At 48.5% G+C, this 565-nt stretch carries 1 protein-coding gene; it reads right to left on the bottom strand.

All coding sequences use genetic code 11. The annotated features are described in order from the left end of the window. Positions 1–565 (bottom strand): M24 family metallopeptidase (locus R7E78_RS29075; protein ID WP_318059011.1); only part of this gene is annotated, 565 nt, incomplete at both ends.

Below are 565 nucleotides of genomic sequence, written 5' to 3'. Positions count from 1 at the left end.
TTTCTGCTGATGGCTGACCAATCGCGATGGTGCGTGTAATGTCGGTTGTGCCATCTAGATACTGACCGCCTGAATCAACAAGGTAAAGTGTGTTCAACTCTAGCTTACCTGGCTCAGGTTGGTTCTCATGATTGTAGTGACACATAGCCGCATTGCCGCCTGCCGCAGAAATGGTATCAAAGCTCAGATCCATCAGCGTTGGGTCTTCTTTACGGAATGCTTCTAGGCGATCAGCCAGTGTAGCTTCATCATGAAGATTGCCTGTAGCCACTTCGGCATCTAGCCAGCAAAGGAATTTGCTCATCGCTACACCGTCGCGGATATTACAGGCTTTCATGCCCGCAATCTCAACTTCGTTTTTCGCGGCTTTTGGCATTAAACATGGATCGGCTGCAGCAATAACCGATGCGCCTGCATTTTGCAGAACTAACTTAAACCATGCGTTACTGATTGCTGGGTCGAGCAATACCTTTTTACCAGACATGGCTTCAAGGCGTGATTGAAGTGCTTCTGGATGATGAACCGTCACACCAGTACCCACATGCGCTGCAAATTCAGCAGGTAA

This window comes from Vibrio sp. YT-19(2023) (genome assembly GCF_033337395.1).
The sequence above is the reverse complement of the archived record's forward strand: the minus strand, read 5'-3'. Positions and strand labels throughout refer to the sequence as shown.